Origin of the sequence: Vasconcelosia minhoensis LEGE 07310, from assembly GCF_015207255.1 — a bacterium.
GTDB classification, from domain to species: Bacteria; Cyanobacteriota; Cyanobacteriia; order Phormidesmidales; family Phormidesmidaceae; genus Vasconcelosia; species Vasconcelosia minhoensis.
The window spans coordinates 1-23,503 of sequence record NZ_JADEXG010000015.1; the positions used below are offsets into that span (position 1 = coordinate 1).

Genomic DNA, 23,503 nt, shown 5'->3' on the forward strand with positions numbered 1-23,503 from the left:
TGATATTCAGTTTTGGCTCTCGCTGACTCAACTGTATGCCGCCTACTCAATCAATGCTCTCAAAACTTTAACTCATGTACTCGCACATGCTCTCAATCAACATAAAGTATTAAGCCTGAGTAGTTACCCTCACTTTTTCTAAAACCGCATGTACTTGAGCAGCAGGCAGCTTTGACATCAGAGAGTGACCGGACGAGTTGCCGCCCTAACCCTCTGGAGTACGATAGCAATAGAATGCGGTAAACCAGTGCAGGGATTCCCATGCAAACGACCACACTTTACGACCAAGATTTTTACGGCTGGACTCAGCACCAGGCAGAGTTGCTGCGCTCAGGTCAGCTCAGTGAACTTGATATTGAAAATCTAATCGAGGAGATGGAATCGTTGGGCAAGCAACAACAGCAAGAGCTACGTAATCGCCTTGGTGTTTTGCTGGGTCACCTCCTTAAATGGCATTACCAGCCAGGGGCGCGTTCCAAGAGTTGGGTTTACACCATCAGAGAGCAGCGTCGAAAAATTCAGCGTCATCTGAAAGAAAACCCAAGTTTAAAGCCTTATCTAAGCGAAGCGATCGCGATTGGCTATGAAGACGGCCTGGATCCATTGGGTCGAGAAACACCCTTAGATCCAGATCAACTCCCCCAATCCTGCCCCTTTACTCAAGTGGAAATCTTTGAAGCGCCAGTAGACTGGCAGCCGTAATCTGAAAGTTTTCCGCTTAGCTGCCTGACTGATAAGAGGTTGTTTGAAAAGGTATTGGCCGTGATGCTTTACACCTTGGATCCTCCTAAATCCCCCTTCTCAAGGGGGACTTTGAAGGCTTGCCCCCCCCTTTTTAAGGGGGGCTAAGGGGGGATCTAGTACGTTTTGCCACTAACAAAAGGGTTTTAAAACATACTCTAAACATCTATCAAGGGCGGCTCCCCGAACTCCAGCGAGATGTCCAGTTGGCAAGTTTGTTTACAAATGACGAGGAGTAAAATGGCAAATTTATCTGAGCTTTTCACCCGACCGACAGGCGCTGGGGGTAATGCCAAACTTGCGTTTAAAGGCGCTGGCAAACTTGGCGGCATTCGCGTAGCCCACCTCGCTGGCAACAGCCGCTACCGTCAGGTGGCCTTCGTAGAGTAACTGCCGCGCTTTTTCTAATCGACAGAGTTGTGAATACCCAAATACTGTGGTGCCAAATACCTGCCGAAAGCCCTGCTTCAGCTTGTTGTGGTTCAGGCCCACTTCTCTGGCAAGCTCCAGCACCGATGGCGGGTTATCCAGACGACTGAGCAAAATGTCTCTGGCCTGGTAGAGGCGATCGCGGCGATCGCCCGTCATACAGAGCAACGCTCGCGCTTCTGGGGCCTCTCTGATCTGGTCTAGCCGCAGCGCGATCAGTTCGATGACCTTGCCTTCCAGATACAGCCAGCGGGTTAACCCCTGGTAGGGGCAGTGCAAAATCTGATGGATGGCAGACTGCATGGCTGTTGTCGTTGGCTGCACATGCCGAAACCGATGCTGGCTAGGTTGAGGATTTTGAGCGATTTGCCTCAGGAGCGGCGGTAGTGCGTCAAACTGCTCACCCACAAACGTTTCAAACAGGTCAGCATTGATATGAATGTCAAACTTGAGAACTCGCTCACCAGCTTGCCAATGAACCTGACAACCATCTGAGCAGCGCCATTTTGCCAAGAAGAAATTGTGGGCAGGCTGTATTTCTTCCCGACGATTATGACCCGAGAGCATGAAGCTGCTCTCCAAATACTGATAAGGATCACAGGGTTCGTCCTCGCCGTAGTCCACAACTAAGTCGTCTTGCAGCGTGTAATCATCGATTAAGACATTCAGCCCTGGCCGCAAATCTACGCTCTGCCGATAGCCCTGACTTTTTCCAGCAGCGTCGATCAAAGGAATCGTCCAGGGTTGGCGAATCGACCGGGTTTGCTCAGCTTGGGGGTGCTGACTCAAGGCTTCTGGGACAGAGAGGAATAGAGTCACGGGATGCAAACTGTACGGGGACACAGCTTAATGAGATTTACTCTCATTAATATACCATGCCTTTATGTACCGCAGCGATCTGGTCACAAGTTGAGACTCGACATGAGTGCCACCATCTTGCCCAGGAAACGATTCGGGAGAACGGTTACCTTGGGCATATCAATAGAGTTTTGGTGATGTGAACTGACACTCACGGGTCGCTCACTTCGAAACGGCTTTTCAGCATTGCCTACGCTGGAATGGGGCTTCAAGTCGGAGTCCTCAGCCAACCCTAGCAGGCAGTCAATCGTTCATGGAAGTAAAGGCTATCGCCCTGCCGACAGCCAGCCTGACGCAGAACGGACTAAACTAGCTGAGGAAAGAGTTGGCGCAGCGGTTGCGGGCCAGGTTACCCTGGCCTGAGGAAAGTCCGGGCTCCCTAAAGACCAGACCTGCTGGGTAACGCCCAGTGCGGGTGACCGTGAGGAGAGTGCCACAGAAACATACCGCCGATGGCTGCGGGGCGCGATCGCGTCGCCGCTGCACAGGTAAGGGTGCAAGGGTGCGGTAAGAGCGCACCAGCAGCATCGAGAGGTGCTGGCTCGGTAAACCCCGGTTGGGTGCAAGGCCATAGGGGCTATGGTTGGTCTTTTACCAGCCCCGATTAAGCGCGCCGCTAGAGGCGTCTGGTAACAGGCGTCCCAGATAGATAACCGCCTCGCTGCTAGGTCAGTGAGAACAGAACCCGGCTTATGTCCAGCTCTTTCCGCCTTTTTTTGACTCAGGATGATGACTGCCGAGATTGATCCGCGCCGCCAACGCGACTTAGAAAAGTTGATTGCCAAGCTGGGCCTTAGCTTAGACCTACCACCGGGAATCGCGATTGACTGGACACAGCTGCACCTGGCGCTGGTCGATGCCTCATCGGCGGAGCAAAATAATCAGCAGCTAGAGTTTCTGGGCGATGCGGCCCTGCGGCTGGCGGCGGCGGCGTTTTTGCTAGAGGCCCATCCGACCATGAGCGTCGGTGAGATGGCGGCAGTGCGATCGCAGCTAGTCAGCGATCGCACCCTCACCGGCTTAGCCGACCGCTATGGCCTGGAACGCTACCTGCAAATTTCCAGCAGTGCTGCTGGCGACCGGCCCGGTCGTCCCCGCCGCCTGGCCGATGCGATGGAGGCAGTGCTCGGGGCGCTCTATCTCAGCGTAGATGACCTTAGCCTGATCCGGCCCTGGCTCGACCCTTTCTTTGACCACCAGACTCGGGAAATTCAGCAGGATCCGGCCCGGCAAAACTATAAGGCAGCCCTCCAGGAACTAACCCAAGCTCACTACAAATCGCTGCCTCAGTATCAGGTGCAGGAACTGAACCAAACTCACGGCGACCCGGAACGCTTTGCAGCTGAGGTCTGGTTTCAGGAGCAATCCTGGGGGAAGGGAAACGGCCCCTCGATTAAGCAGGCTGAACAGGCGGCGGCGCGGCTGGCGTTTGGGAAGTTACAGGCAGCGTTAGAGGATGGTGGGTAGGGGGTGATGGGTGAAAAGGCAAGAGTAAAGAGGAGTGAGTAGAGAGTAAAGAGGAGTGAGTGGATAGGGGATGGGGTAATGGCGTGATTGGGTGTTTGCGAAGTGTCGCTTTACAGGATATATGTGTCCTTGGAAGCTAGCCTTGTCCTGTAAAGTAGCCTTCAGTAGAGGGGTGATTGACGCATAGCACCGGGAGGTTACTACAGATGAAGCCGATTATTGAGATTTTGCCCGATCGGGAGGCGCTGATTGCGCGGACGGCTGAGCTGATGGTGGATCAGATTCGGGACGCGATCGCGGCGCGGGGCCGGTGCAGTATTGCGCTGTCGGGCGGTAGTACGCCGAAGCCGCTGTATCAGAAGCTGGCTCAGGCCGACCTGCCCTGGCAGCAGCTGGTGATCCTCTGGGGGGATGAGCGCTATGTGCCCCATGACCACGCCGATAGCAATGCCCGCATGGCTCGTGAAGCCTGGCTGAATCAGGTGCCAATTCCGCCCGAGCAAATTTTACCGATGCCGACGGGCTCGGACAATCCCAGTCAGGATGCCGCCCGGTATGAGCAGACGCTGCGGCAGCTGTTTGACCAGCCAGCGGGAATACCTGCGGTGGATATCATTTTGCTAGGCATGGGCGACGATGGCCATACCGCCTCGCTATTTCCTCAGACAGCGGCGCTGACGGTGCGCGATCGCCTGATTACAGTTGGGAACCATGACGGTGACCCCCGGATTACGTTTACGGTGCCGCTGATCAACCGGGGCCGTCACGTGCTGTTTTTGGTGGCCGGGGCTAATAAGCAAGACGCGCTCAGCCATGTCTTTGGCAATGCCGATGCACAGCACTATCCATCTAAGCTAGTTCAGCCGCAGGGGGAACTGCGCTGGCTGCTCGACCAGGCAGCAGGAGAAGGCATTCCAGCGGGAATGCGTTAATCGAGAAAGTCCTATGATTACTTGCCCAAACTGCAATCATCAAAATCCAGAAGGGGCCGTCCAGTGCGAAGCCTGCTATACGCCTTTGCCATCGCTGGTGGACTGTCCTAGCTGCGGCAGCCCGGTGCAAACCAACGTTAGCTTTTGCGGCCAGTGCGGGGCTGACCTGCGGGGTCGTCCGGGGTCGGGGTCGGAGTCTGAAGCGGCCACCGTCGATGTGTCATCGGAGCATAGAGCGCCGGACGGGGGGCTCGATGACGAGGTCGAAATTCCTGATTTGCTGCCGCCCGACCCGCTGATTGCCATCGATCCGGCGATGGATCCGATTATGAATCCAGCAGGAGATCCGGTGCCGGGGCAGGCTGAGGGGGTGACGCCAGCGCCCAGTGGCCCAGCTGCTGAACCAGCTTCTGAGCTCAGTCCGCCTGCCCCGCAGGAACCGCCCCAGCCCACAGAACCGCCCAGTCAGCCGCCTCGCCCAAAGCCCAGCAGCGCAACGCAGCTCCAGGTTTCGCAGGCGCGGCTGCTGCATGTACAAACCGATACGCCAATTGAGCTGCCCAGACAGCGATCTGTGATTCGAATTGGGAAAGCTAACGATCGGAGGCCTCCAGACATTGACGTCTCAGGATTTCCCAATTCTGAAATCGTCTCACGGGTACATGCCGACCTGCGCGTCGAGGGTGACGTTTACTACCTAGAGGACATTGGCAGCTCTAATGGCACCTATGTCAATAATCTGCCGCTCCCCTATGGCAACCGCCATCGGCTGCGACCAGGCGATCGCTTTTCTCTAGGCAAAGGAGATAAGGTCAGCTTTATCTTTCAGGAAAGTTAGACTGTCTAGGATTCAAGCGCGATCGCATCTGGTTTCATTCAGCTACTAATACCGTCCCATCTGCCAGCAGCACTGTGATTACTCTTTCTCTGCTCAATCCGCTCAACCAAGCTTCGATGCAGCAATGGTCGTTCGAATCGTCCTCCGTGATTCGCATCGGGCGCTCATCAGATAATGACGTTGTGCTCTATAGCGCCGTCGTTTCGCGCCACCACGTTGAAATTTGCCAGGCCGAAACCGGTTGGGAGGTGCGCAGCCTGGGGACAAATGGCACCTATGTGGACAATAAGCGAATCAGCCAGGCTCCCGTTACGGATGGAACCATCGTCCGGCTAGCTCGCTCAGGCCCGACGATCAAAATTAGCGTCCCCCCGCAGCCGAGCCGCTCGGTTTCACAGATTCAGGCTCTGCTGGCCAAGTATCAGCGGACTGCTGATTAACCTTTTACCCTATTTAACTTAATTTTTACCCTATTTAACTCAATATCGATATTCAACAATCGGCCAACCGCTGATTGGCAGCGTCTAGGTCAAATTTGGCTGGGTCAAAATCGCTGCCAACCCAGTCCCAAAGGGTGACATAGTCAGGGTCGTCAGTATCGTTGAGCCGCTCTAGCAGATCTAGGTAGCCCCAGAGGCCGCCGCTGTTTTCTGGAGGGCAGGCCATGTCGCCATCGAGGCAGAACGGCAGCGGCGGACCGCTGTCATCCGGCAGGCTGGGGTCGAACTCGACCTGGTGTAGCCAACCAGCCTGAAAGTCGTAGAGGTAGGAGAACCGAGCCGGGCAGTCCTGGAGCATCGTCTCCGGGGGTAAGATGCGTTTGCCCTGGCCGAGCTGAAAGCGGTAGTCGTGCAGGTTTTGCCAGCCCATGGCAAGCTGCAAAATGGGGTGGAGCTGTGCCAACGAGAGCTGTCCTGGAATGATCACCTGTCGCCAGATTGGCGGATCGCTATCGACCAGGGTGACCTTGAGCAGATAGGTTTCAGTCATCATCGGCTGGCGGGGCTATAGCGCTGATCCATGCTCGACCACCCAGTCTTCGCCCAGCTGAATCGTGATGTCTGACTCCAGATTGCCGGTGCTTTCCACCCGAATTTCGCCCACGCCCAAAAAGTGCTGAATGTCGTCGGCACTTTGGACATCGCCCCGCTGGGCCACAATTCGGGTCTCGCTCAGCGGCTCGTGCCAATCATAGTCGAGAAAGACATTACGGTAGCCGCTGTCGTAGAGCGTGTCGATCAGCGACTGGATGGCGAACTCATCGCCAGTGCTGTCCTGAATGGCAATGCGCAGATAAGACGGATCGGCAGCTTCCGCCAGCTGCGCCTCGCCTGGGCCAAAATATTGGGCCACCATAGCGTCGATTTCGGCATAGTTGGGCAGCCAGTAGCTCAGCTCATACTCTTCTGGGCCGCTGAAGTCGCCCGGCAGCATCAGCATCTGGACGTTCGACCGATTGGTTTGACCGGCATAGCCGACCAGCGCGGCCAGTTCTTCTACGGTCAGATTCGTATCCACGTGGGACTGGATCACCGAGAGAATCTTGGGCAGTCGGGCAATGGTTGCAGGCGTCAGCGTCTGCTCAATCACCGCTCGCATCAGCATTTGCTGGCGCTGAACCCGGCCAATGTCACCATTTTCGTCGTAGCGGAAGCGCAAAAACTGAAGGGCCTGGTCGCCGTCTAGCCGCTGCTCGCCTTCTTTCAAATTGATATAGAGGTGCTGGCTATCGTCCTGGTACTTCATGTCTTTGGGAACGTTGACCTCGACGCCGCCCAGCGCGTTAATCAGCTTTTCAACCCCCTGCACGTTGATTCGCACATAGCGGTCGACCGAAACGCCGCCGAGCAGATCGCTGATCGCCTCGGCGCTGGCTGCCGGGCCGCCCTCTAGATTAGCCTCGTTGATTTTAGTTAGGTAGCCATTTACCTCAGTGCGCGTATCCCGAGGAATCGACATGACTACGAGCTGATTGGTGCGCGGGTTAAACCGCAGCAGCAGCATGGTATCGGAGAGTCCTTCAAAGGAATCGACCAGGGAATGGTAGCCCAGGTCATCGTCGATTAACGTGCCGTCGTTAATGTCCGAACTGAGAACCTTGACCCCCATCACCAGAATATTGACCGAGCGAGTAAGGCGCGGCAGCCGTAGGCTATTGCCGGTCGAGATCGGCCCCTCCTGGTTGAAGACGGCTTCTTCTTCAGGCGTGAGCTCACTCTGCAGCAGCGGCTGAGACCCCAGGGAAACCGCCAGCATCGCTCCGGCCACCGCCGAAATCGTCGCGACTCCCGCCAGCGCGATCGCGGCTCCAATCCAGCGCGGCACCCGAGCAGATGATTTTTGAGGTTCGGAGATGGGCTTGCGTTCTGGCATTCTCGGGGGGGACACAGACAACCTCTGGAGACAGCGGGGCGATCGCGGACCGCCTATTTGTAGCAGCATGGTAGCAGCATTTTTCCAAAAGTTTGGAGAACTTCAGAAAAACCGGCTTTTTTTAGATTTATCCTGCAATTTCTGCTAAGAACTTTCTTCTAATAACAAGACAACCCGATCAGGGCAGCCGTCGGCTCAGCTGGGTCACGCCCGGCAGCCGCACCGACTGCTGCCGCCACACGCGCACCATTAGCCCAATATTCACGAGAAAATAGCCCGACCCGACAAAACTGCTGGCGATCAAAAACCGCAGCGACGCCGCCGAGGAGAGCTCGGCCCCGGCCCCTAACAGCACCGTCGCCACAATCCAGCCCAGCCCTAAGGTCACAGCCAAACGGCTGACGCTGCGCTCCTGGCCGCTGACGCCCTGGTAGAGCGCCCAGGCCGCTGGAAACACGCCCAGAACAGGGATCAGATAAAAAAATAAACGCAGCTTTTGCTGCGGCTCATCGCGGTAGGAATCCTGTGTCATGGCAATTAATAGCCTGTGATGGCCCATAGTGGGTAAAAGGTCATCCTAAGGAATCCCAAAAAAGGACGCTAAAAATCAGGCCAGCGCTCTCAAACAACTCCCCCACTCCCTCACTCCCCTACCTTCCCACTAAATCCTTAAACCAGTCATCCCCCCAGATATCCTCAAAGGTTTCATCGGCCAGCGCCTCTTGCTTATAGGACGGCTCCAGCCGCACGGCCTGCTGAAGGTTCTCCAACGCCAGGTCGGGATTACGCTGGAGGGCATAGCAGATCGCCTTGTTGTAGTAGGACTTGGCATAGTCGGGGTCGATCCCAAGGGCTTTGTCGAAGCTGTTTAGGGCATCGCGATCGCGCCCTAGCTTAACCAAAGCATAGCCGCGATTGTCCCAGGCTTTGGCCGAATCGGGGTTAAAGCGGGTGGCCTTATCAAAGGAGCTGACGGCGTCTTCGTAGCGCTCTAGCTCGGTCAGGGCCAGACCCCGGTTGAGCCAGGCCACTGCGTCATTGGCCTGAATTTCCACCGCCTTATCAAAAGACTCGAAGGCCGACTGATGCTCCTGCAAAATGCCGTAGGCGACACCGCGATTCACCCAGGCTTCGTGGTAGTCGGGGTTGATCTGGATCGCCTGATCGAAAGCCGCGATCGCCTCTTCCCGCTTTCTTAACCGGCTCAGGGCCATGCCCCGGTTGAGCAGCGCTTTGGCGTCGTCGGGCTGGTTGGCAATCACCCGGTCAAAGGCTGTCACCGCGTCCTCATAGCGGCGCAGCTCTCGCAGCACCAGGCCCTTCTGATACCAGGCATCGGCGTTTTCCGGGTCGAGCTCGGTCACCTGATTGAGTGCGGCCAGAGCTTCCTCGGTTCGGTCAAGCTCGCTCAGGGCCTGGCTGCGGTTGAACCAGAGCTGGGGATTTTTGGGCTGAATGTCAATGGCCTGGTCGTAGGCCGCGATCGCGCCTTCATACTGCCCCTGGGCCAATAGTCCATCGCCCTTCTGAATATACTCATCAGCAGTCAAGAATAGCTCAGGCCGATTTTCCTGGAGCCGACTGACTTTTTCAGACAGCGACTCAAGCCGAGCTTGAGCGCTGGAGACAAAAGAATCAGCCAGATACTGCGGCGTCACCTCGCCGAGCTGCTGCATAATCTGCGCTTTCTCGCGCTGCGCTTCATCTTGCAAGGCGGACAGCCGGGCCGCGATTTCCTGCTTCACCTGGCTCAGCTCTGCAAAGGTCGCCGCCTGCTGCTGGGCCAGCTGGGCCTGTAGCGCCTCCAGCGACTGGGCAAACTTATCCTCAATCTGGCCGAGCCGCTGCTGAGCGGACTGCTGGCGGCTGGCCGCAGACTGAGCCAGCTCGCCCACCTGGTCGCCCAGCTTAGCGTCGAAACTATCGAGCTTGTCGATCACCAGGTCGCGGCGGCCAAAGACGGTATTGCGGACTTCGGTCAGCTCCTGGGTAAAGTCAGACTCAATCTGCCGCAGCGACTGGAACAGCTGCTGCCGTTCTTCCCCCAGACCCGCCTGGAGCTGATTCAGCGATTGCAGGTATTCAGACTCGATTTGCTGGAAGCGCTCCAGCGCCTGCTGCCGCTGCTGGCTGATTGCAGACTGGAGGTTGTCTAGCTGGTCGGCAAAGTCCCGAGTGGTGGCCTCCAGCTCGCCAAAGCGCTGCGCCTTTTGCTGGTTCAGGTCGCTGCCCAGATTGATGACCTGAGTGCGGAAGCCGTCAGCCAGGGTTTGAATCTCGCTAAAAATCTGGTCACGGTTGTCGGTGAGGAGGGACTGGAGCTGATTAATCTGCGCCTTGAAGTCGCTCGCAACCCGATCCATGTCGCCTAGAATCGTGCCCTTGCGCCCTTCCACATCGGCCCGCAGGGTGGCAAACTGGGTCAGGAAGCCGTCGGCAGACTGGCGCAGGCTCTGCATCATGTCGGCCTTGCGAGCTTCCACCTCAGACCAAATGGCAGCAAACTGCTGATTGAAGTCCTCTGTCGAGCGACGAATGTTCTCCAGCGCCAGATCCTTATGGCCGTAGACGTTGGCCTGGGCCTCGGACATTTCGTGGGTGATTTCGGTCTCAGACTGCTTCAGGTGCTCAATCGAGCGATCGCGCTGTTGCTCAATCTCCGCCTTGGCCTCCGCCTCGACCTGCGCCAGCTGGGGGCGAAAGTCCTCTGTATATTGAGAAAGGGTATCGAAGACGCGATCGCACTCTGCCTTAGTCTCGGCCTGATAGGTGCCCAGCTCATCGGCAAAGACCGACTCCTGCTGGTCGAGCTCGCTAAAGAACGCCTTTTTGCGCTTTTGAGCCGCCTTTTGCATGCCGCTCAGCTCGTCTGAAAAATGCGTCTCGGTTTGGCCCAGCCGACTCAGTATCGCCTGCGCCTGAGATTCCGTATCGGTATGGACATCAGATAGCCGCTGCTCGGCCTGGGCATGTAATGACCTGATCAGGTTAGAAAAATCGGCTTCTGCAGCCTCTAGCTTCTGCCGCAGATTGCCCAGTTCTGCTTCCCACTCCTGGGCGGTCTTCGACTTGAGGTTGGTAATTTCCGCCACCAGCGCGTTCAGGGCATCCCGCTGAGTGGTCACTTCGCGCTTGAAGTCGCTGGTTTTGCCGGATAGGTCCCCCGACAGGTCGTCGGCCTCGGCCAGAATCCGGTTTAGGTGGCGGGTAGCATTGTGGACCTTGTTTTCCAGGTCGGTCATTTCATTCAGCTGCGATCGCACCACCGTCGCCACTTCCTGAATGACCGAGCGTCGCAGCAGCCATAGCAATACGATTCCAACGCCGAGCAATAGTACCAGCGCTCCCAGCAGCAAGATAAATAGCGTCGTCGCCCGGTCGAGAGCAGCTTCGGCCTGCCGCTGCTGCTCCAGCTGCTGCTCCACCAAGGCTTCCTGCTGCCGTGTCTCTACCGTGTCGATGCGAGTCTGGGCTAGCCCCCCTGACGACTGCCCCAATATCAGACAGCCCGCCAGAAAGCCGCCCCTAATCAGGGAAGAAAGCCATCGTATTTCGTTGCGCTGCATAGGCTATACCCTACTCTGGCCTCTGCTCGACTTGTAATTGGCTGCATTACCGCATTCTACCGAAAGCAGAATGAGCAATCCAGCCTTTGCAGCCTACCGGCGATCGCGACCTATAGCTAGCATAGCCGAGGAAACTGGCCTCAGTCGCTGGAGTCGGGCGGGTTAGACATTCCTGGCCAGTCAATGGCCTCGCCGTCATCTTTGTGCCCAGCGTGACGCCAGCCATTCTGATTGGCCGGGAGCTAGATTTAGATCCGGTTAGCATCAGCTACATTATCGGCATGACCTGGTTTGTGTCGGGGTTTGCCACCTTTGTCCAGGTCACTTTTCCCGCCCGTGGTGACCGGCACGGCGGTGGCTTTTCCCGTCTTTTGATTGTCGCGGGCTGTAGTGCCACCTCCAAATATTACAGCGTTTGTAGGGCGAAGCGTGAAACTGCTGCTCAACTCCTATCCGTTCAGGTCATCTCATCCTGCTACTAAAACCTGAGTCGCCATCAAAGCCAGCTCCGGGAATGAGGGTGATAGTATCGATTGGCTTCCCTGATAGACCTTTTCTTCGTAGAGTCCATTGACCCATTCCAGTACGGTGACTTTTTGGGCAGTCGGGTCAACAATCCAATACTCAGAGATATGTCGTCCCGCATATTCAGTTCGCTTGTGGCGATAATCACGATCTTCTTGCTGGGGACTGACGACTTCAATAACTAACGCGGGTGGTGGCATATCGTAGGTAATCAAACGCTGCTTAGACCCCTTAAGGGCAGCAGCTGACGCTTCAGACAGGACCATTAGATCTGGCTGCCGGGCGTTGGCGAGTTTCCCGCTGACGGCAATTTGAGCTTTCATACTCAAGCGATAATAGGGAATGCCAAGTTTCAGGAAGCAGGCATATAAAAATGAAGCGATACGATCGTTGAGGTCACTCTCTGTGGGCATAGCCATCAAGTGGCCATCAACGAGTTCGTAGCGATTGTCAGTACCATCGTCGAAATTGAGGTATTCCTCAAGAGTCATAGGTTTTGTGGCGATTGTCATGGTGCTTCCTGCCGCCTGATTACTCTATGATATCGCCTCAGAGATTGGAGAGTGAGATGAGATACCTGCGGCTTTGCCGCCGTGGAGGGTGCGGGTAAGGTTGAGTTCCATCTGAATGTTACAGCGTTTGTAATGATCGGGTATCGCTAGAGCTGGCGGGGTTTGGCAATACCGTAACCCTGGGCATAATCAACGCCCAGGGTCTTCAGCTTTTCTAAGATGTCCTCATTTTCAACGAATTCAGCGATTGTCTGAATGCCCATCACCTGACCGACCCGATTGATCGCTTCTACCATCGCCGCATCAACCGGATTATCTACTATTTCCTTGACAAAACCGCCGTCAATTTTGATGTAGTCCACTGGCAGGCTTCTGAGATAGCCAAACGATGACATGCCGCTGCCGAAGTCGTCGAGGGCAAAGCGACAGCCCAGAACCTGTAGCTCTTGCATAAACTGAGCGGCCTTGTTGAGATTTGCGATCGCAACCGTCTCGGTAATTTCAAAACAAATCAGCTGGGGGGGAATCTGATGTAGCGCCAGCTGCTCTCGCAAAAAATCAATAAACTGGTCGTCATTGATGCTGGCACCGGAAAGGTTGACCGTATAGAGATAGCTACATTCTGTACCGTCTTGTAAATGTTCCCAGACAGTGCGGTAGTAAGCCCCCTGTTCAGAAAACAGCGTCCGAATTACCCAGCGATCGATGAGATGCATAAGGCTATAGCGCTCGGCAGCTTGAATAAATGCGTCCGGTGAAATCAGGCCTTCTGACTCATCTCTCAGGCGCAGCAGCACTTCATAATGTTCTCCCTCCATCTCGGGATTAGCAATCGAAATAATGGATTGGCAATAAAGACAAAACCGATCGGCTTCTAGGGCCTGGGTTAAGCGATTCACCCACTGTAGCTGCCCTTGCTGCTGTACTAGCTCATCATCAGACGACTGGTAGATATGTATCCGATTACGCCCGCGACGTTTGGCCGCATAGCAGGCGCCGTCGGCCTGAATCATAGCGCAATCGCCGCTCTGACAGTCGGCGTCAATGACTACAGCACCAACACTGACGCCAATCGAAAAACTCTTGTCCTCCCATCGGAATCGGAAATCCTGCACCTGCCCTTGCAGCGACCTGATCACTCGACAGGCCTGCTCTAGGGAACACTGATAAAGCAGCAGGCCAAATTCATCTCCGCCTAGCCGCCCCAGCGTATCGGCCTTGCGAATATTGGCCTGAAAGAGCGTCACAATCTGCCGCAGAAGTTCGTCACCAGCGGTATGACCGCAGGTATCGTTGACAATCTTAAACTGGTCTAAATCTAAGTAGCATAGGACATGAGACTGATGATGCGTTTTCGCCATTTCAATGGCGAGTTCCAAACGCCGTTCAAACTCAGGCCGATTGATGGTCTGGGTCAAGGAATCATGGGTGGCCTGCCAGGTCAGCTGCTGGGAAAGGGCCCGACTAGAAATATCTTGAAAGACGATCACTGTGCCAATCACCTGATTATTACGAGAGCGAATGGGAGCCGTCGAATCGTCAATGGGAATCTCACGCCCATCTCGATGAATGAGGACCGTGTTGGCTGCTAGCACCGTAATGCATTCTTCTGCTAGCACCTGCTGAGCCGGATTGGGCACTGGCTCTCGGGTCGTTCCATTCACAATCCGAAAAACCTCTGTCAGCGGCTGCCCCTGGGCTTCTGCTTGGCTCCAGCCGGTCAAAGACTGTGCGATCGGGTTGAGATACTGAATTCGACCGCGCGCGTCGGTCGCAATCACGCCATCGCCAATCGAATTCAGCGTTACCTGGGCCAGCTCTTTTTCCTTAAACAGATCGTCTTCTGCCCGTTTCCGCTGCATCACCAGATTGAGCTGGGCGGCAGCGGCAGAGAGATTAGCCATCAGGGTTTGATCGACCTGAGCGACCTCAAGCTTACAGAAAATTAACACGGCCAATACTTGATCATCGGCCGTAATCGGAATGCCCAGTCTCGTTTTGAGACCACAGTCTTCAGAAACCGATCGGTATAAAAAGGCCGCTTCAGGGTCCTGAGTGACATCGACCTGCCATTCTGGCTGCCGAGAAGCCCAGACCCGCCCCGCTAACTCCACCCCAGGACGCAAGGTTAAGGTTTCGCTAAGGCGTCGGAAGCAATCCCAAGGGGAACAGTCACAAAGCCCTGCTTGCGCCCTGCTACAGCTGTAAAATACCGGACTGCATTTCAAAAGGCCCTCTTCTGAGTCGGGTATCCAGGCCTCCGCGTAGGCCCAGCCGTAGGTTTCGCTGACCTGGCGTAAAATCAGGCTGATGGCAGCCTCAAAGTCTGCGGCCTGGCTAATGGCCAGCGCCAGGTCTTGCAGCAGCCGGATATCGGCCTGAGCCTGCTTCTCTGCGGTGATATCGGCCTGGACCGCAGCCAGAACGGTGCCGTGCTCTGGGTGCTCCAATATCACCGAAGTCGTTGCCCGGCACCAGAAGGGAGTCCCGTCCTTTTTGACATTTTTAACTTCGTAGGTCGATACCCCCTGGCGACGGATTTCTGCCATGAGCCGATCGGCAACCTCTGCCCCGCTGGCCTCCTCATCGCCATAGTTCAGGAGGGAGACATGTTTCCCCACCAGTTCTCCGGGATCGTAGCCAAAGAGCTGCTCAAACTTGGGATTGGTATAGACGATCTCGCCGGTTTTTGTACTCACCAGACAGACCCCCTCACCCATATTTTTGGCAATCAGGCCCTGCAGCCTGAGGTCGCTTAGAGCCTGTTTGCGAGCGGTAATATCTTGGGCCACAATTAACACTTGGTCGGCGGCCAGGGGTGAAAAGGTTCCCAAAAAATGCACCGTTCGCCCCCGGACCGTTAGACTGTATTCGCCTTGAATGGGCTGTCGAGCGGTCAGCGCCTCCTGCAGATAGCCCAGGATGGTGTCGGCCTGAGCCTGGGGCAGGCTCTCATGCAGCGTTTTACCGAGCATTTCAGCGGCGGGCAGGAACAGGCTGGTCGCCCGGGTAGACAAAACTTTTAAGCAGCGTCCCTGGACATCCCGAATCAGGACGACATCGGTCATCGCCTCAAACAGTGCCTGACTCTCGGCCTGATAGGCTTGGAGGTCTAACGAGATCTTTTTAGATTGGGAGATGTCCTGAATCTGAGCAATGAAATACAGCGGCCGTTGATCCTGATCGCTGACCAGAGAGACGCTTAGGAGCACCCAGACCTCATGCCCCTGCTGGTGAAAGTAGCGCTTTTCCATCTGGTAGCTGCGGATCTCACCGGCCAGCAGCTGCTGGACATAGTCTAGGTCGGCCGCTAAATCAGCCGGGTGGGTAATGTCTTGAAAGGTCAGGGCGAGCAGTTCAGACTCGGAATATCCGACAATTTCGCAGAGCGAGCGATTGACCTGAAGCCAGCGCCCATCTAAGCCCACCAAGGCCATGCCGATCGCGGCATAGTCAAAGGCGCTGCGAAATTGGGCCTCACTCTCATGCAAAGGGACTAGGACTGCCTGACAATGGGTAGATCTGTCTAAAAAATCGAAAGCGAGTCCATCACCAGCCTCGGTCATACCTGAATATGCTCCGATTCTCTAGGTAAATTTATAGGCAAATTCACAGAAAATACCCCTCTACTCAAGAAGTTACCCAAAAATATTCCCAGAATTTCAAAATAGCAAAAGAATTTACGGAGTAGGGCACAGCTGGCAGGGTTTCCCAAGCAGGGTATGTGTGCGCGCTTCAGCTCCCACCGATGATCCGTTAGCTCAAACGGCTCCCCGCTTTCCAAGCCTTCAATCAGCAGTGCCTCTACCCGTGCTTGCTGAGCCAGTCACGCCTACAAGCCGATGGGGGGATTTGAACCCCCGACCGCTCGATTACGAATCGAGTGCTCTACCACTGAGCCACATCGGCAATTTCGAGAGTTAAGTATAGCAGTTCGCCGGGGAGCATGGGCAAGGCCATCTGGGGACGGAAGCTGGCACAATGGAGGCAGTCCTACCGTCCGAAAATTTGATGGCCGAACCAAATCTGAAGCGCTCTAAGTCTGCGAAGGGGACTGCCCAGGAGTCTTCCAAGGGACCGCCCGAGGGCATGAGCCAGGAAAAATATGCGCGGCTGCTGGCCGAGGCCAAAGCACCCTATAAGGGGCTGCGTAAGTTTATCTATGGCGCGGTCGGCGCGTCAGGCTTGATTGGCGCGTTTGTCTTCTTTGGGAAGCTGCTATCGGGTCGGGATTTGGGCAATACTTTTGCTAATTTTGCCTTTCAGGCTGGGCTGGTAGCGCTGATGGTGTTTTTATTTCGGCTAGAGGACAGAGACGATCGCGCAGACTAGCGTAGCCAGGCGTCCAGTTCTATTGGTTCATGGCCTTTGGAATACGGCAGCGATTTTTGTCCGACTGCGGGCCTATTTAGAATCGAGGGGCTGGCCCGTCTATGCCTTGAACATGACGCCCAGCAACGGCGACGTCGGGATCGAAGTCCTGGCGCAGCAGGTGGCTGCCTTTGCCCAGGTTCACCTGAATCAACCTTTTGACCTAGTCGGCTTCAGCATGGGCGGACTGGTCTGCCGCTACTACGTGCAGCGGCTGCGGGCCGGGCAGGTGCAGCGGCTGGTCACGGTCTCAGCGCCCCACCACGGCTCGGCATTAGCTTTATTTCGGTTCAATCCGGGCGGACGCCAAATGCGACCGGGCAGCCGTTTTCTCAGGGACTTGAACCGGGATCTATCGGTTCTAACCCAGCTCCAGTTCGTCTCCATTTGGACACCGTTTGACGCGCTAGTCGTTCCAGCCTGGAGTTCTCGGCTGCCGGTGGGGCAGGAGCAGATTGTGCCGGTGTGGAGTCATAATCGGATGGTTTGGGATCAGCGGGGGATGGGCGCGATCGCGGCGGCCTTATCCTAAACCGCGACGGTGTCTCCGACTTTGGAAAATTGGGTTTCGCCGAAGATGGCGCTGGCGTGGCGGTAGAATTTGAACTCTAGCAGGTTGTGGAAGGGGTCTTCTAGGAAGAAGGTGCGATGTTCGATGCGGGTGCCTTCGAACCGTAGGCGGGGCTGCTGGTAGAAGGTCAGGCCGCGTTCCTGAGCCCTTTCTAGCAACGCTTCCCAATCTGACTCTTCCAGAAAGGTAATGCCGAAATGGCGGGGGTAGATGCCGCGCTGGGGCGTCAGCGGTTCGTGGGTGAGGTGGGCAACCAGCTGATGGCCTTGGAAGTTCAGAATTAGCGAGCCGGGTCCCTGACGCCCGGCTTCGCAGCCCAGGCCGTCGATGTAGAAGTGCTTGGTGTCTTCAAGGTTGGTAATTGGGAAGGCGGCGTGGAAGATGGTGTTTTGCATCGGTCAGCAGGGACAAAAGCTACAGGTCTCGAAAGGTCAGTACCTTAACTTTAGCATCGGCAGTTTTTGCAAACTGTTCAGCCGCGGTCTCGATTTTTTGCAGCTGTGCGAGCGCTAGGCTACAGGGCATACCGAATTTGGCCTGGACGCGATCGCTAGCAATCCGCAATGACTCGCGCGATCGCGACACAAACTCTGTCAGCGGATAGTCCTGTCCCGGTTCGAAGTATTTTTTAACGACCAGGGAGGGGGAGTAGCAGGTTTCTTGGGTGCCGTTGGGCCATTGGATTTGGAAGTTGGTTTCGGGCATGGGGTGGTGGGTGGTGGGAAGAGTGATGAGGTAATGGGGTGTTCGCGAAGCGTCGCCGTAGGCGTTAGGGGGGGCGTAGGGGCATGGTTACCGTGCCCGTACAGGGATGAATGGAGAAAGAGGGAAGAGGGTGGATGGGTGGGGAGTTTATTGAGGGAATAGGAGCTGGGTGTAGAGGGTTAGGTGGAGTTGGGCGGTGTCTTGCCAGCGGTAGCGATCGCGCAGGGAGCGGCTGGCGGTGACCCAGGCGTTTACGGTTTGAGGCTGGGCTAAATTTAGCATTCCTTGGGCGATCTGATCGGTATCGTTAGGATCGACCAGGCAGGCGGTTTGGGGTGATAGGTATTCGGTGAAGGGGGTTTGGTTTGCGGTGAGGACGGGCAGGCCAGCCGCGATCGCTTCTAGCACGACCAGGCCCCAGCCTTCCTTCAGCGACGGAAAGACAAAGCCGGCGGCGGCGTGGTAGAGGGCGGGCAGCTGGGCGTCGGGAATAATGCCGGGGAGAATCAGCGATCGCGCATCAATCCCGAGCTCGGCCACCGCGGCAAAAAAATCGGCGCGGTAATCCTCGTAGTCAAACAGCGTGGCCCCACCGGCAATCACCAGCTGAGCTTGGGGGAGATGTGGCAGAACCTGAGCAAACGCCTGCAGCAGCCGCAGCGAGTTCTTGCGCGGCTCGATGCCGCCGACGGTGAGATAGATTGGCTGGCCCGTCAGTCCTAGCTCGGCTTTCAAATCAGAAACATTCTCTGGCGGGGCTGAAAAGCGCTGCCAGTCAACGCCGTTGAACACCCGAAAGGGCTGAATTCCATAGCGCTGCTCCAGCTCCTTTTGCCAATAGTCGCTAACGCAGAGGCAGCGGTCGGGCAGGCGAATCGATTTCTCCTGACAGTCCTGTAAATAGGGACTCTGGAATGCCTCGATGTGATGCACCGTGCGGACGAAGTGGGGGAGCTGACCCTGGTCTCTCAGCTGGGCCAGCGCATTGGCGCTGAGGCAGTCCTGTGCATGATAGATGTCATAGCGATCGCGATGCTGCTGAAAGTAGCGAACGAACTCCCCAATCCGCTGCTGAATCAAGGCTTCGATACCCTGATCACAGGGACTTGCTGGAACCAGCGCTACTTTACTCAAGAGAGATCGCCCAAACCCCTGCCCGGTTTTATCGAGGGCAAAAACGCAGGGCTGATGGCCCAAACGATGCAGCGCTTCTGCCAGCTCCAAGGTATGGATGACGCTGCCGCGAGGTTTGGTAGCGTAAGTGAGTAGAGCAATTTTCAAGAAAGCAGCGGAGATAACACCGTAGGGGCAGGTGTCACACCTGCCCATGCAGAAAGTCTGAGGTCAGACAGCCATTTGAGTCAAGGGGGTCTGTTCCCAATTCCAAAAGAGGAAAACCTCAGGTGAGCTTTGGAGATAGATCCGAGAGCCCTCTGTAACAGCGCCGATGGGACAGCAGGTGAGGTGGCTATCCGTAGAAAACAGCGTTTGAACAGCCCGAACATTTTTTGCCGGGACGCTGAAGAGAAAGCCAAAGCTGGGAAAGCTAGTAAGCCATTTTTGCAAAGGGACATCACTAATCTGGGGAAGCGCTGCTAGATCCAGCACCGCACCGCACCGGGAAGTCTCTGCAAGCATCAGCAAAGTTCCCACCAGTCCGCCCATGCTGATATCTTTGCCAGCCCGGCAGAGGCCGGCTTCAGCCAGCTGCGGCAGCCGGGCGAGGTCGCGGCGCAGCTGTTGCGGGTCGGCCCGGGTCGCAGCGTCCCAAAACGGATAGTCGCCATAGTACTGACCCTGAAGGTCAATCACCAGCATTAAAGTGTCTCCTGGCTGAGCATCAAAGCTAGTCATCAGCTTCTCCGCTCGGCCTAAGATAGCGACGGCGAGGTTGCTGTGGGGACTGTGACAGTTGGTATGTCCCCCCACAATGGGAATGTTATACGCCTGGGAAGCTGCTTTCAGGCCCTGCCAGAGCGGTTCACTAGCTTCTGGAGAGCGGCTCCAGAGGGCATCGACGACCGCGATCGCGGTTCCGCCCATCGCCGCAATGTCAGAAAGATTGACCATAATGGCGCACCACCCGGCAAACCAGGGGTCTTTTTCAACCAGCTGGGGCGACATGGCTTCCGCCGCCAGCAGCAGGTAGCCATCCCGGTCGGGAATCGCAGCGCAGTCATCACCTAGCCGAATTGCGGCCCCGCCGGGTAGGTAAACTTCAGGGGAAAGCGCCCGAGTAGCGGTTTGAATATCCTGCTTGTGCAAAATGCTGAGAGACTGTTGGAGCTGGCAAACGAGTTCCTTCAGCATAGTTCTGACCTAAGCCACAAATTGGCCCGACCGCAGCGGACGCGGCTCGCCGTTGGGCGGATAGCAGGCGAGGTCGGCTTCCATCAGGTGATGGGGCCGCTGGCAAATGTCTATCTCTGCCAGGCTGCACCAGTGCAGTCGGCGGAAAAATCGCACGTTCTGAGCCTGGACTGTGGCTAAAAAGCGATCGCACCCCCACTGGTTTGCCGTTGTCACTGCTTTCTGGATCAAACCACGACCGACTCGCCCGCCCTGCCGAAAGTCAGGGTGGACGCCGAGCCGCCCGCCGTACCACAGCCGGGGTTTACGCTCGTAGATACGGACAATGCCGACGATGCGCTCAGTGTTTGTTTGATCAGTGTTTGTTTGATGTGAGACTGCAACAATCGGATAGGCCGTCGCGTCGGTTGCATCGCGATCGTCTTCAAACAGCTGTTGTTCCTGACAGAAAATCTCCTGACGAAGCTGGTAGTAGGCGGCGATTTCGCGGTCGGTTTGGGCGAGTTTTAAGGTGGGGCGTGGGGGCATGGGTAGAGAGTAAAGAGAAGGAGGGTTATTCGAAGGTTGAGAGGGCTGAGCAGGCCCCGCATTTGGCGCAGCCTGCTTTCATGTCAGAGGAGCGTAGGCCGCGGCGGCGCAGTTTTTCGCCAATGACCTGGTAGAGGTCGAACATGAAGTCGCTGCTGGGCGGGGCGTGCTGGGCTAGGGGGGTGCCGCTGACGGGGACGAAGGGAACGACAAAGGGATAGACGCCGAGGTCGATCAGGCGATCGCAGGCGGTGAGCAGGCTGGCTTTGCTGTCGCCGAGGCCCGCTAGCAGATAGGTGCTTACCTGACCCCAGCCAAAGACTTTCACCGCCGCCGCAAAGGCTTCGTAGTAGTAGCTCACGGGCACTTTGGCCTTACCTGGCATAATCCGCTGGCGCACGGCGGGCTCGACGGCCTCCAGATGCATACCCAGGCTGTCTACTCCAGCAGTCCGCAGCCGCTCCAACCAAACAAAGTCATTGGGCGGCTCACACTGGGCCTGGATCGGCAGATTGACTCGGGCCTTGACGGCGCGGGCGCAGTCGCTCAGGTAGGCCGCACCGCGGTCGGTGAGATTAGGGGTGCCGGTGGTCATGATTAAATGCTCGACCCCATCCAGGCGGACAGCGGCTTCGGCCACTTCTGCTAGCTGCTCTGGTCGCTTGCGAGCGAGAGTGCGACCGGCGGCTAGGGACTGTCCAATGGCGCAGAACTGGCAGGCGGTCTGGCGATTGTCGTAGCGAATGCAGGTTTGCAATACCGTCGTCGCCAGCACGTTGTGGCTGTGCAGCAGGGCAATCTTCCAGTAGGGGGTGCCGTCAGCGGTGGTGAGCTGGTAGAACTGGGGCTGGGCAGGGAAGTCTACCGGCGCGATCGCGCTACCATCCCGTTCCAGCCAGGTCTGAGAAGTCTGATCATTCGCTTGCAAACCGTAGGGCGACCGGGCTGCGCCTTCTGTAAAGACCGGCACCATCACCGTAGTCTGGCCTACCCGCACGGCCTTGTGGTCAGAGGGACCGGCCCCGCCTTTGCGACCGGCTGCCCCGACCGGGTCGGGGCTGAGCTGGAGTCCTTGGGATTGGAGTTCGGTGATCAGCCGTTGGTGGTTCATGTTGGCGTTGGCGAAAAATTAGCGATCGCGTCGGTGCCGTTAGCCAGCGCTTCGAGCGGCTCTGACGGCGCGGGCAGATCGGTCGGCTCCGGTTCGCTCTGGGAAAAGCCAGAGTAGGCTTTGGCATTTAGCCGCAGCTGGAGCAGGTCGGGGCGAGCATAGTGGCCGACGGCATCCATCATTCGCTTGCGCTTGGTGATTAAGGAGAAGTCGAGATCGGCGATCGCGATGCCCTCACCCTCCGTAATCGGGTCGCACAGCGGCACGCCTTCGGGGCTGATGATGGCGGTGTAGCAGCCGCCCTTCAGCACCTTTTGCAGCGGCTCGCTGGGAGCGATCTGCTCGACCTGCTCGGGCGTCAGCCAGCCAGTGGCGTTGACCACAAAGCAGCCCGCCTCCAGCGCATGATGCCGCACCGTCACTTCAGTCTGGTCGGCAAAAATCTGACCCACCATCGAGCCGGGGAACTGGGCACAGTGAATCTGCTCATGCTGGGCCATCAGGCTATAGCGAGCGAGCGGATTGTAATGCTCCCAGCAGGCCAGCGCTCCCACCTGCCCCACCGCCGTCTCAACGACCTTGAGCCCGGCCCCGTCCCCCTGACCCCAGACCATACGCTCGTGAAAGGTGGGCGTAATTTTTCGCCGCTTCAGCAGTAATGTTCCATCGGCATCGAAGATCAGCTGACTGTTGTAAAGTGAGCCGTTGGCCCGCTCATTCACCCCCAGCACAACTACCAGCTGAAACGATTTTGCCGCCCGACTGACGGCTTCAGTGGCAGGGCTGGGCACTTCTACCGCCTGTTCGTAAAGCTGCATGTGGGCTTTACCCATCAGTACCGGCGGCATCACAAATGAGAAATAGGGATAGTAGGGTACAAGCGTTTCTGGAAAAACAACCAGTTCTGCACCCTGATTAACGGCGTCTGCGATCGCGTCTAATACCTTTTCCAGCGTTCCTTCCCGGCTGTAGAGCACAGGCGAAATCTGCACGGCAGCGGCGCGAACGGTGCGGCTATAGTCCATTACATCGTCCAAGTATCTAAAATAAAGGCCCCTTCTTTGCGATGCACCAGCACAATATCCAGCACGTCTAGCGGGCTAATCGGGGTAATCCCAGGGATTAAAGAAGGCTCACCATGACCGTACAGGGCCTGGAGCGCAAAGCGGCAGGCATAGACTTTACCGCCCTCTTCCATAATTTTGACCAGCTGATTGTTGAGCGCCAGATGGCCAGGGAAGGCCTCATCAGCCAGCTTAGGGAAGCCCCGCTGGACACCCAAGGTGACGCCCGGACCGTAGAGCAAAACCGAAGTCTCAAAGCCCTTACGAATCAGCCGAGTGGCCTGGAGCAGGTTCACTAGACCGATAGAGCCTTCAAAGGCAACCGTATGAAAGGTGACCAGCGCTTTCTCTCCCGGCTCGGCCTGTACGTCAGGAAAGACTTTATCCTCGTAATCAACAAAAAAGTCGCCGGCTTTGTGCGCGGGAGCAGTTACTTCAGGCATCTTCAATAGGTCCTCGAATTTGTTCGCAGCTTAAAAGGTCTAAATCGGGAGCTCGGTAGTTGTTGCTACAAACTAAACGGATCTAGTCGTTGAGACAGGTGAACAAAGCGAAAACAAAAAATTCTGGGCTTGACCTGTCCAAAAGGACAGGTATTATCC

General features: G+C 56.5%; 23 protein-coding genes, 1 tRNA gene and 1 other RNA gene. 9 read left to right on the plus strand and 16 right to left on the minus strand.

Annotated features, from left to right (window positions below; all coding sequences use genetic code 11):
• Positions 1-261 precede the first annotated feature (261 nt).
• Positions 262-702 carry a DUF29 domain-containing protein gene (locus tag IQ241_RS08255; protein WP_193905950.1) on the plus strand — a complete coding sequence of 147 codons (441 nt, stop codon included), beginning with the start codon at positions 262-264 and terminating at the stop codon, positions 700-702.
• Between the two features lie 288 nt (positions 703-990).
• On the opposite strand, the gene IQ241_RS26155 is transcribed toward IQ241_RS08255, so the two are convergent.
• On the minus strand, positions 991-1,989 hold the full coding sequence (locus IQ241_RS26155) for a helix-turn-helix domain-containing protein (protein ID WP_193905951.1): 999 nt from the start codon (positions 1,987-1,989) through the stop codon (positions 991-993).
• Between the two features lie 360 nt (positions 1,990-2,349).
• Between IQ241_RS26155 and rnpB the strand changes: the two genes are divergently transcribed.
• The 5 genes from rnpB to IQ241_RS08285 all read left to right on the plus strand — a co-directional run bounded on the left by rnpB (position 2,350) and on the right by IQ241_RS08285 (position 5,705).
• Positions 2,350-2,736, plus strand: an RNA gene (gene rnpB / locus IQ241_RS08265) — RNase P RNA component class A.
• 21 nt (positions 2,737-2,757) lie between these two features.
• Positions 2,758-3,495 carry a ribonuclease III gene (gene rnc / locus IQ241_RS08270; RefSeq protein ID WP_193906033.1) on the plus strand — a complete coding sequence of 246 codons (738 nt, stop codon included), beginning with the start codon at positions 2,758-2,760 and terminating at the stop codon, positions 3,493-3,495.
• A 206-nt stretch (positions 3,496-3,701) separates the two neighbouring features.
• Positions 3,702-4,427 (plus strand): 6-phosphogluconolactonase, encoded by a 726-nt coding sequence (gene pgl / locus IQ241_RS08275; protein WP_193905952.1) that lies wholly within the window; start codon positions 3,702-3,704, stop codon positions 4,425-4,427.
• Between the two features lie 13 nt (positions 4,428-4,440).
• Positions 4,441-5,265 carry an FHA domain-containing protein gene (locus tag IQ241_RS08280; RefSeq protein ID WP_193905953.1) on the plus strand — a complete coding sequence of 275 codons (825 nt, stop codon included), beginning with the start codon at positions 4,441-4,443 and terminating at the stop codon, positions 5,263-5,265.
• Positions 5,266-5,339: 74 nt separating this feature from the next.
• A complete protein-coding gene (locus IQ241_RS08285; protein ID WP_193905954.1) occupies positions 5,340-5,705 on the plus strand; it encodes an FHA domain-containing protein in 366 nt (121 codons plus the stop codon).
• Positions 5,706-5,757: 52 nt separating this feature from the next.
• Here IQ241_RS08285 and IQ241_RS08290 read toward each other — a convergent pair whose 3' ends face one another.
• The 4 genes from IQ241_RS08290 to IQ241_RS08305 all read right to left on the minus strand — a co-directional run bounded on the left by IQ241_RS08290 (position 5,758) and on the right by IQ241_RS08305 (position 11,204).
• Positions 5,758-6,258: a plasmid pRiA4b ORF-3 family protein gene (locus tag IQ241_RS08290; RefSeq protein ID WP_228021499.1), complete on the minus strand. Its 501-nt coding sequence runs from the start codon at positions 6,256-6,258 to the stop codon at positions 5,758-5,760.
• A gap of 12 nt (positions 6,259-6,270) precedes the next feature.
• Positions 6,271-7,638: an LCP family protein gene (locus IQ241_RS08295; RefSeq protein ID WP_193906035.1), complete on the minus strand. Its 1,368-nt coding sequence runs from the start codon at positions 7,636-7,638 to the stop codon at positions 6,271-6,273.
• Positions 7,639-7,816: 178 nt separating this feature from the next.
• The gene (locus IQ241_RS08300; protein ID WP_193905956.1) at positions 7,817-8,170 is read right to left on the minus strand and encodes a hypothetical protein; all 354 of its coding nucleotides are present in this window, start codon (positions 8,168-8,170) and stop codon (positions 7,817-7,819) included.
• A gap of 118 nt (positions 8,171-8,288) precedes the next feature.
• The gene (locus IQ241_RS08305) at positions 8,289-11,204 is read right to left on the minus strand and encodes a tetratricopeptide repeat protein (RefSeq protein WP_193905957.1); all 2,916 of its coding nucleotides are present in this window, start codon (positions 11,202-11,204) and stop codon (positions 8,289-8,291) included.
• A 212-nt stretch (positions 11,205-11,416) separates the two neighbouring features.
• On the opposite strand from IQ241_RS08305, the gene IQ241_RS08310 reads away from it, so the two are divergent.
• A complete protein-coding gene (locus IQ241_RS08310) occupies positions 11,417-11,686 on the plus strand; it encodes a hypothetical protein (RefSeq protein WP_193905958.1) in 270 nt (89 codons plus the stop codon).
• Here IQ241_RS08310 and IQ241_RS08315 read toward each other — a convergent pair.
• The 3 genes from IQ241_RS08315 to IQ241_RS08325 form a co-directional block, all read right to left on the minus strand.
• A complete protein-coding gene (locus IQ241_RS08315; protein WP_193905959.1) occupies positions 11,672-12,241 on the minus strand; it encodes a Uma2 family endonuclease in 570 nt (189 codons plus the stop codon). The two genes, IQ241_RS08310 and IQ241_RS08315, sit on opposite strands and share 15 nt — an antisense overlap.
• Positions 12,242-12,387: 146 nt before the next feature.
• Complete coding sequence (locus IQ241_RS08320) at positions 12,388-15,732, minus strand: PAS domain S-box protein (protein WP_193905960.1); 3,345 nt, start codon at positions 15,730-15,732, stop codon at positions 12,388-12,390.
• Positions 15,733-16,078: 346 nt separating this feature from the next.
• A tRNA-Thr gene (locus IQ241_RS08325) sits at positions 16,079-16,150 on the minus strand.
• Between the two features lie 102 nt (positions 16,151-16,252).
• Here IQ241_RS08325 and IQ241_RS08330 point away from each other — a divergent pair.
• The gene (locus IQ241_RS08330) at positions 16,253-16,573 is read left to right on the plus strand and encodes a DUF3493 domain-containing protein (protein ID WP_193905961.1); all 321 of its coding nucleotides are present in this window, start codon (positions 16,253-16,255) and stop codon (positions 16,571-16,573) included.
• Between the two features lie 22 nt (positions 16,574-16,595).
• Positions 16,596-17,144, plus strand: a complete 549-nt coding sequence (locus IQ241_RS08335; protein WP_228021500.1) for a lipase family alpha/beta hydrolase — start codon at positions 16,596-16,598, stop codon at positions 17,142-17,144.
• Here IQ241_RS08335 and IQ241_RS08340 read toward each other — a convergent pair.
• From IQ241_RS08340 to IQ241_RS08375, 8 genes are all read right to left on the minus strand, one after another.
• Complete coding sequence (locus IQ241_RS08340) at positions 17,141-17,578, minus strand: VOC family protein (protein ID WP_193905962.1); 438 nt, start codon at positions 17,576-17,578, stop codon at positions 17,141-17,143. The two genes, IQ241_RS08335 and IQ241_RS08340, sit on opposite strands and share 4 nt — an antisense overlap.
• A gap of 19 nt (positions 17,579-17,597) precedes the next feature.
• Positions 17,598-17,888: an MSMEG_0570 family nitrogen starvation response protein gene (locus IQ241_RS08345; RefSeq protein ID WP_193905963.1), complete on the minus strand. Its 291-nt coding sequence runs from the start codon at positions 17,886-17,888 to the stop codon at positions 17,598-17,600.
• A 147-nt stretch (positions 17,889-18,035) separates the two neighbouring features.
• Positions 18,036-19,169 carry an MSMEG_0565 family glycosyltransferase gene (locus IQ241_RS08350; RefSeq protein WP_228021501.1) on the minus strand — a complete coding sequence of 378 codons (1,134 nt, stop codon included), beginning with the start codon at positions 19,167-19,169 and terminating at the stop codon, positions 18,036-18,038.
• 63 nt (positions 19,170-19,232) lie between these two features.
• Complete coding sequence (locus IQ241_RS08355; RefSeq protein WP_193905965.1) at positions 19,233-20,198, minus strand: sll0787 family AIR synthase-like protein; 966 nt, start codon at positions 20,196-20,198, stop codon at positions 19,233-19,235.
• A gap of 9 nt (positions 20,199-20,207) precedes the next feature.
• Positions 20,208-20,726 carry an MSMEG_0567/Sll0786 family nitrogen starvation N-acetyltransferase gene (locus IQ241_RS08360; RefSeq protein WP_193905966.1) on the minus strand — a complete coding sequence of 173 codons (519 nt, stop codon included), beginning with the start codon at positions 20,724-20,726 and terminating at the stop codon, positions 20,208-20,210.
• Positions 20,727-20,751: 25 nt separating this feature from the next.
• Positions 20,752-21,837: an MSMEG_0568 family radical SAM protein gene (locus tag IQ241_RS08365; RefSeq protein WP_193905967.1), complete on the minus strand. Its 1,086-nt coding sequence runs from the start codon at positions 21,835-21,837 to the stop codon at positions 20,752-20,754.
• Complete coding sequence (locus tag IQ241_RS08370; RefSeq protein ID WP_193905968.1) at positions 21,834-22,862, minus strand: Nit6803 family nitrilase; 1,029 nt, start codon at positions 22,860-22,862, stop codon at positions 21,834-21,836. The genes IQ241_RS08365 and IQ241_RS08370 overlap by 4 nt, the downstream gene beginning before the upstream one ends.
• Positions 22,862-23,344, minus strand: a complete 483-nt coding sequence (locus IQ241_RS08375) for an MSMEG_0572/Sll0783 family nitrogen starvation response protein (RefSeq protein ID WP_193905969.1) — start codon at positions 23,342-23,344, stop codon at positions 22,862-22,864. Before IQ241_RS08375 ends, IQ241_RS08370 begins: the two co-directional genes overlap by 1 nt.
• Positions 23,345-23,503: the final 159 nt, after the last annotated feature.